Source organism: Plantactinospora sp. B24E8 (genome assembly GCF_039871735.1).
Lineage (GTDB): Bacteria > Actinomycetota > Actinomycetes > Mycobacteriales > Micromonosporaceae > Plantactinospora.
This window is the reverse complement of record NZ_JBDPMH010000031.1, coordinates 80,225-86,755: the sequence shown is the minus strand read 5'-3', so window position 1 is coordinate 86,755 and position 6,531 is coordinate 80,225. Positions and strand designations below refer to the sequence as shown.

7 protein-coding genes and 1 pseudogene are annotated in these 6,531 nt (G+C 67.7%); 6 read left to right on the top strand and 2 right to left on the bottom strand.

Annotation, left to right across the window (positions count from 1 at the left end; translation table 11 throughout):
* The 6 genes and pseudogenes from ABGB21_RS29660 to ABGB21_RS29635 form a co-directional block, all read left to right on the top strand.
* Positions 1 to 214, top strand: a pseudogene (locus tag ABGB21_RS29660) (IS982 family transposase); the annotation flags it as partial.
* 135 nt (positions 215 to 349) lie between these two features.
* Positions 350 to 1,015 (top strand): tyrosine-type recombinase/integrase, encoded by a 666-nt coding sequence (locus tag ABGB21_RS29655; protein WP_347658635.1) that lies wholly within the window; start codon positions 350 to 352, stop codon positions 1,013 to 1,015.
* Positions 1,016 to 1,654: 639 nt separating this feature from the next.
* Positions 1,655 to 2,224, top strand: coding sequence for an NAD(P)H-dependent oxidoreductase (locus ABGB21_RS29650; protein ID WP_347658636.1), 570 nt, complete (start codon positions 1,655 to 1,657; stop codon positions 2,222 to 2,224).
* Complete coding sequence (locus tag ABGB21_RS29645) at positions 2,221 to 2,661, top strand: MarR family transcriptional regulator (RefSeq protein WP_347658637.1); 441 nt, start codon at positions 2,221 to 2,223, stop codon at positions 2,659 to 2,661. The genes ABGB21_RS29650 and ABGB21_RS29645 overlap by 4 nt, the downstream gene beginning before the upstream one ends.
* 31 nt (positions 2,662 to 2,692) lie before the next feature.
* On the top strand, positions 2,693 to 3,457 hold the full coding sequence (locus ABGB21_RS29640; RefSeq protein ID WP_347658638.1) for an SDR family NAD(P)-dependent oxidoreductase: 765 nt from the start codon (positions 2,693 to 2,695) through the stop codon (positions 3,455 to 3,457).
* A 160-nt stretch (positions 3,458 to 3,617) separates the two neighbouring features.
* Positions 3,618 to 4,409, top strand: coding sequence for a TnsA-like heteromeric transposase endonuclease subunit (locus ABGB21_RS29635; protein WP_347680531.1), 792 nt, complete (start codon positions 3,618 to 3,620; stop codon positions 4,407 to 4,409).
* Here ABGB21_RS29635 and ABGB21_RS29630 read toward each other — a convergent pair.
* Both ABGB21_RS29630 and ABGB21_RS29625 read right to left on the bottom strand, forming a co-directional pair.
* Positions 4,381 to 5,790: an NF041680 family putative transposase gene (locus ABGB21_RS29630; RefSeq protein WP_347658642.1), complete on the bottom strand. Its 1,410-nt coding sequence runs from the start codon at positions 5,788 to 5,790 to the stop codon at positions 4,381 to 4,383. The genes ABGB21_RS29635 and ABGB21_RS29630 overlap by 29 nt on opposite strands.
* Positions 5,791 to 5,917: 127 nt before the next feature.
* Positions 5,918 to 6,493, bottom strand: a complete 576-nt coding sequence (locus ABGB21_RS29625; RefSeq protein WP_347658641.1) for an MFS transporter — start codon at positions 6,491 to 6,493, stop codon at positions 5,918 to 5,920.
* Positions 6,494 to 6,531 lie beyond the last annotated feature (38 nt).

The window sequence follows — 6,531 nt, the reverse complement described above, 5'->3', positions numbered from 1 at the left end:
CGGCGAACCGATGCTCAAGAAGGTCCGACAGCTCATCGAGTCGGTCAACGACACACTCAAGGGCCAGCTTGATCTGGAGGAACACGGCGGACGCACCTTCGCCGGCGTCGCCGTACGGGTGGCCCAATGCCTCCTCGCGATGACCGCCGCGATCTGGCACAACAACAAGACCGGTGCACCCGTCACCCGGTCACTGATCGCCTACGACCACTGACCGGGATTCGGAACAACTCGTCTAGCCACCACGCCCTCACCGGCGACTGGCCGTCCGCTGGCAGCCTCCTCCCGGGCCCGCGCCCTGGCCACCGTTTCCAGTTGGTACTGCTACCTGCTGTCCCTCGACGAGAACTTGGCAGCCCGCAACCCGATCGCCGCAGTGCGCCGGCCCACCGTCGACGCGCATCACTCGGCCACGACGGGACTGACCGCCGTCCAGGCTCGCGCGCTGATCGCGGCAGCCGACACCGAGCGGCATCCGGCCGCCCTCCGCACCCGCGCGATCATCCGGCTGCTGCTGGAGGTCGGCCTCCGAGTGGCCGAGGTATGCCCCCTCGACGTCACTCACTACGGTCACGACCGCGGCCACCCCCGGATCCTGCGTATCACCGCCAAGGGCAACCGCCGCATGACCCGGGCGGTGCATCCGGACACCGCCGCCGTCCTGGACACGTATCTAACCCATCGCGCCGCAGCGGCGGCCATCACACCCGAGCAGCTAACCGGACCCCTATTGACCACCAGCAGCGGACGACGTCTCGACCAGCCCGCCCTGTTCCGCCTGGTGCGCCGGCTCGCCAAGGCAGCCCAGATTCCCAGCTGGCAGCATCTGTCCCCACACTCGCTCCGGCACTCCTTTGCCACCATCTACCTTGACGCCGGTGGGAACCTCCGTGACCTGCAGGACGCGCTCGGCCACGCCAGCCCCACCACCACCCGCCGCTACGACCGCGACCGGCGCAACCTGAACCGCGACGCCACCTACCTCGTCGGCGCCACTCTCGCCCCTACCGGCTGATTCCCCGGTTCGGCGGCTCGTTACAGGTCTCCTACCGCTACTCCAAGGAGGGGCAGGCCGCTCCTGCCTGTGTGCCAGCAACGCGCGGACTGCGCTACCAGATCGAAGCGCTGACGAAACGTGTCGTACCCACTGACGAATCCTGTCGTTCCTACTGACAGATCGTGTCGTGGACCACTGACGTTTTGGTGTCGTTTCAGACGGGCCGGGTTACGGGTACGCCGCCGGCCGTTGCACACCAGCCTGAGCCTTTACGCCAAATAATCGTCATTATGGTGCTCCCCTTCCCGTGCTCCGACTCCGGCAGATCAGGGGCCGGGGGCTCAATTATTGGATTACCGGTAATCGCAATCCGATAATTGAGCCGCGCTACGACCGGTTGGGGCGTTTCTTACGGCTGCGCGACGAGTGTCAGTTCTCGATCGAGTTGACCGCTTCTCAGTCGTCCTGGCCGCAGGGGTGGCCAGTTTCTCAATCAAGTTGGCCAGCAGTGTTGGGTCTCGTTGAAGGTGGCCGGTTCTCAGTTTTTTGCCGAGATCTGGTTCGGCCTCAGTGGATCTCGCTTCGCTGGGGAGGCTCGGGGGCCTCCCTGGCTGGGCCGTTTGGAAATTTCCATAGCCGGCTATAACATTGCCGGCTATGGAGCAAATCGACGTGTTGGCGATCTGCGGGAGCACCCGGGAGGAGTCCCTCAACCGGGCGCTCCTGCGGGCCGCGCAAGATCTGGCTGGTGACCCGTTCAAGGTGGAGATGTGGGACGACTACGCCCACCTCCCCCGCGTTGACGCGACCCGCGGGCAACCGTTCCCGGCGACCGTCAGCACGCTGCGCGAACGCGTATCGGCCGCTGACGTTCTGCTGTTGGTGACACCTGAACTGAACCGAAGCATCCCGGGCGGTCTGAAAGACGTAGTCGACTGGCTGTCAATCCTGGCACCGCCCCGGCCGCTGGTCGGCAAGCCGGTGGCACTGATGAGCGCGTCACCGCAGAGGTTCGGTGGCGCCTTCGCCCAGCTGCAACTGGCCGAGTTCCTGCATCGTGCCGGCGCCGAGGTCATCACCGATCTCAACGTGGCGATCGGGTCAGCGCATAGCTATTTCGACAACAACGGCACTCTCATCGGCGAGGACCCGCTGCGTGAGATCTCCGAACTGTGGCAGCGGGTACTCAGCCGGGTTAGCGACGCCCACCAGCTGGCCTCGACATGACCGCCGGCCGCGAGATCGCCGCGGCCACGGGTCCCGTCGGCTACGCGCTTGCCCTGGCCACCAGAGCGCACCGCAACGAGATGCAGCACCGGATGACACAACTGGGTCTGCACCTGGGCCAGGAACTTCTCATCATCGACATTCATCAGCATCCGGGCACCACCCAGGCGGAACTGGTCGGGCGCATCGGCATGGAACAACCCACCATTGCCAAGGCGACCACTCGCATGGAGCGCACCGGATTCGTCGAACGCACTCCCGACCCGCATGACCGCCGGGTGATCCGGCTACGGCTCACCGAACAGGGCCAAGCCGTGGTCGAGGCCATCCTCGCCGCCTGGGCGGATGCCGAGGCCGCAGCCACGAACGGACTCACCCAGTCCGAGACCGAACAGCTCACCCGCCTGTTGCAAAAGATCCACGACAACCTCGCCTGAACAGCGCAAGCCCATCAACCACGGGAGAAACATGGAACTCGGTCTGGCCGGCAAGGTCGTACTGGTAACCGGCGCGAGCTCAGCCATTGGTAAGGCCACCGCGCTGGCCTTCGCCGACGAGAAAGCACAGATCGCCGTCGGCTACCACACCAACCGGGAAGCGGCCGACGAAACCGTCGCGTTGGCTCAACAGCGCGGCGCGCACGCGATGGCCTGGCCACTCGACCTTGACCAATCCGACTCGCTGCAGGCAGCGGTCGAAAATGCCCGACAGGAACTCGGCCCGATCGACGTCCTGGTCAACAACGCGGTGCAGTGGCCGTCCTGGCCGGAGCCGGGGGAGCTGTTCGAGACCGCGCCGCCCCAACGCGTCATCTCATCGGTCAACGCCAACCTCGTCGGCCCCTACCTCCTGGCCCGCGCGGTCGTCGGTGACATGCGTGAACGCGGTTGGGGTCGTATCGTCAATGTCTCCACCGGCCTGGTCGAGGACGGCTTCCCCGGCAACGTGTCCTACGTCGCCGCGAAGGCAGGGCTGCACGGTCTTACCCGTGTCATGTCCCGGGAACTGGCCGCCGCCGGCATCCTCACCAACGTCGTCATGCCCGGCTTCACCCCCGCTGACAAGCAGATGCCACCGCAACTCATCGACAAGGCCCGAGAAGCCGCCGCGACCCGGCAGGTCACCCACCCCGACGACGTCGCCCGCATGATCGTCTTCCTCTGCTCCGCCGCCAACACCAACACCACCGGCGAAGCCATCCGCACCGACGGCCACTTCCTCAGCCCAGGCTGACCACCACCGGATCCGAGCCCCCACAGCACCCAAAGGCCAACTCCACTGAGACCACAGACGTGATCAATCTCAGTGGAGTTGGCCTCACTCCAGGTCGACCAGCGCAGCCCCTGGCCAGCTCTGGCACTGACATTCAACAGCCAGGATGATGTGCGGCGTGATGTCTAAGTCGCTTGTGGAAGCCCGGCCGGGCGGCGAATTTGAGGCGGTCTACGTCGACGCCGATGGGGTGGAGTCGCGGGGCGGGTGGGATCGACTGGCCGGGGTCGGGTTGGAGTGGGGTCGGCCGGTGCGCCGGTTCCCCTCGTACCGGGGGCAGCGGCACTACCCGGGCCTGTACTGGTCGGCGACGATGCGCCGGCACGTCGGGTACGAGTCGTGGGTCGAGCGGGACCACCTGGTGGCGCTGGACTTCGACCGGGCGGTGGTCGGGATCGCCTCCCAGCCGTTTTGGCTGCTGTGGCGGGGTGAGGACCGGGCCGAGCGTCGGCACGCGCCGGACTTCTTCGCCCGGCTCGCCGATGGCGGGGCGGTGGTGGTGGACTCCCGGCCGGGTACGCGGGTCCGGGACCGCGATGTCGCCGCGTTCACCGTGACCGGGCAGGCGTGTCGGCTGCTGGGCTGGGACTACGTGGTGTGGGACGTGCTGGATCCGCTGGTCGCGGGGAACCTGCGGTGGCTAGCCGGGTACCGGCATCCTCGCTGCTTCGATGAGCAGGTCGCGGGCCGGCTGCGAGAGGTGTTCGCGCGGCCGCGGGCGTTGATGGAAGGCGCCGAACTGGTCGGGGATCCGATCGCGGTGCTGCCCGTGCTGTTCCACCTGATCTGGCGGGGTGAGTTGGTGGTGGACCTGTCGTTGGTGCTGGGCGACCGGACGGTGGTCCGCAGCGCGGCCGGTGATGGGCGTGGCTTAGGCTTGTTTTTTAAGCTATGCGTTGTTTCCGGGCGGTGATCGTCCGGTCACGCTTGACGGTTTTCCCGACGTCATGCCGGGGCGCTGGTTTACGGTTTCGTGAGCCTGGTGGACGTCCGGGGCCTGGTCGCGCGGGTTTCGGTGCGCCGGTGGGCAGAGCGCTGGTCGCGCGGAGGTTCCGAAACCCTCGGCGGACCCGGGCGGGGGTCAGCCGGTCTTGCCCGGTGGGTCGTTCCCACGGGCGGCGCAGGTCGGCGGCGAGGGGCCGGGCGAGGCGGAGTTGTGTGTAGGCGGTGATGATCAGCCAAGTCCAGCGGTCGGCGGCATCGGGTGTGCGGATCCTCGGACGCGTCCAGCCCAGGGTCTGTTTGAACAGGCGGAACGTGTGTTCCAGGTCGAAGCGGCGTAGGAACGACTGCCACCACCGGTCGAGATCGGCCTCACCCGCGCCGATCTCGGAGCACCACAGCCATACCGGTTTCGGGTTCCGGTCGCCGGGCAGATGGTCAACCTGTAGCCGGATGAGGGTGCCCTCGATGACTGGCAGGTCAGCGCCATGGTCGATCCAGCAGGTGCGGCGGGTCAGCCGTGGGTGCAGCCGGTCCCAGCTGGCGGTGTTGGCGGTGCCGTAGCGGGTGGTCTCGGTGGTGGTCTGGTGCTGCGGCGCCGGCCAGGTGTCCGGGTCGTCCAGGCGGAACTCGGGTCCGTGTTTGGGCGGCCGTCCGATCGCTGCCTCTGGTCGGGGTGGCTTCGGTAGTCGTAGTACCCGGTCGGAGCGGATACGGCCCAGCAGCACAACAGGTAGGTCGGCCAGGACCCAGGCGAGTCGGGTGATGTCGTAGCCGGTGTCGGCGACGATCAGAATCGGTGGGTCGCCGGTGCGCCAGTGCCCGGCCTCGACGAGGTGGTCCACGACGCCGCGTAGCTGGTCGGCGGTCACGGCGGTGGCGTCGTCGGTCGGACCGAGTCGTACCGCGTCCAGGACCTGTGTCCAGGAGGTGCGGCCGGACTCCAACGCGGCGACGAACGAGTACGGCCATCCAGGAATCATCTGGGCCTGCCCCTTCGCCCGACCGTAGACGTGGCAGAACAGCCGGTCGGGCGAGGTCGACGCGTCCGGGCGTAGCCAGTTACTGACATCGACGGCCAGGACGATCCGCCCGTCTGTGGTCCTCGGAAGTGGCAGGCCGGCCAGCCTCACCCGTAGCCGGCCGATGTCGATCCGGCCGCCGTTCAACCCGTCGTACAAGGCGCCGTGCCCCCGCCGGTGCTCCGCCGCAAGCGACAGATCGACCAGGCTGTGTACCGGCCCGTCGGTGCACAGGACCGCGTCAGTCAACTCGAACAACGCGTCCGCCCGGGCGGTCAGGCAGCCGTAGAGGTCCCGACGGAAATCCGCCAACACCTTCGCCGGATCAATCGCTGACCCGGCCGCCGGAGTGCCGGGTAGCACCAGACCGCCCAGGTAGTCCAGAATCGTGGCCACGGCCACCGCCTTGATCTTCATGTTCTGCCAGGAACCGGAAGATCATCAGACGGTGGCCGCCTCACGTCGAGCACCGACACGCCGAAGTCCACCCAGGACCGAACCGAGCGCCAACGGCCGAGGTTAAAGAACAAGCTAGGACCGGCCCGGCCGCCACCGCGACGGCCCCGCCCACGGTCCACACGGCGATCGCCCGCGCCCGCTTGGCCTGGTCGGGAAAGCCCTGCCGGACCAGGGCCAGCGACGCCGGCATCATTACCGCGGCCGCACCGCCCGGCACGAGACGGGCGGCCACCAGCACGCCGAGGCCGGGTGCCAGCCCGCAGGCGGCCGAGGCCAGCGCGAAGAGGACCAGCCCGCCGCCGTACGCCCGCCGGGCGCCGATGCGGTCGGACACTGCGCCGGCAGAGAGCATCAGGGCGGCGAAGACGAGGGTGTAGCCGTCCACCACCCACTGCAGCCCGGACATGCCGCCGCCAAGGCTGCGGCCGATGTCGGGCAGGGCGACGGTGACGATCAGTGCGTCCAGCGAGATAAGGAAGAAGCCCAGCATGGCGGCGCCAAGCACTACGGGGGACCCGCCCCGGGCCGGGCCTGCAGTGCGGGAGGCGATGGAGGACGCTTGCAGCGATCTCATGAGGGCACTCCTGAGACGTTCGGGGAGGTACGTGACCG

Excerpts from the sequence above, each read along its gene's own strand:
- ABGB21_RS29650 (WP_347658636.1), top strand. The coding sequence starts at position 1,655 with ATGGAGCAAATCGACGTGTTGGCGATCTGCGGGAGCACCCGGGAGGAG.
- ABGB21_RS29635 (WP_347680531.1), top strand. The coding sequence starts at position 3,618 with ATGTCTAAGTCGCTTGTGGAAGCCCGGCCGGGCGGCGAATTTGAGGCG.
- ABGB21_RS29645 (WP_347658637.1), top strand. The coding sequence starts at position 2,221 with ATGACCGCCGGCCGCGAGATCGCCGCGGCCACGGGTCCCGTCGGCTAC.
- ABGB21_RS29625 (WP_347658641.1), bottom strand. The coding sequence starts at position 6,493 with ATGAGATCGCTGCAAGCGTCCTCCATCGCCTCCCGCACTGCAGGCCCG.
- ABGB21_RS29640 (WP_347658638.1), top strand. The coding sequence starts at position 2,693 with ATGGAACTCGGTCTGGCCGGCAAGGTCGTACTGGTAACCGGCGCGAGC.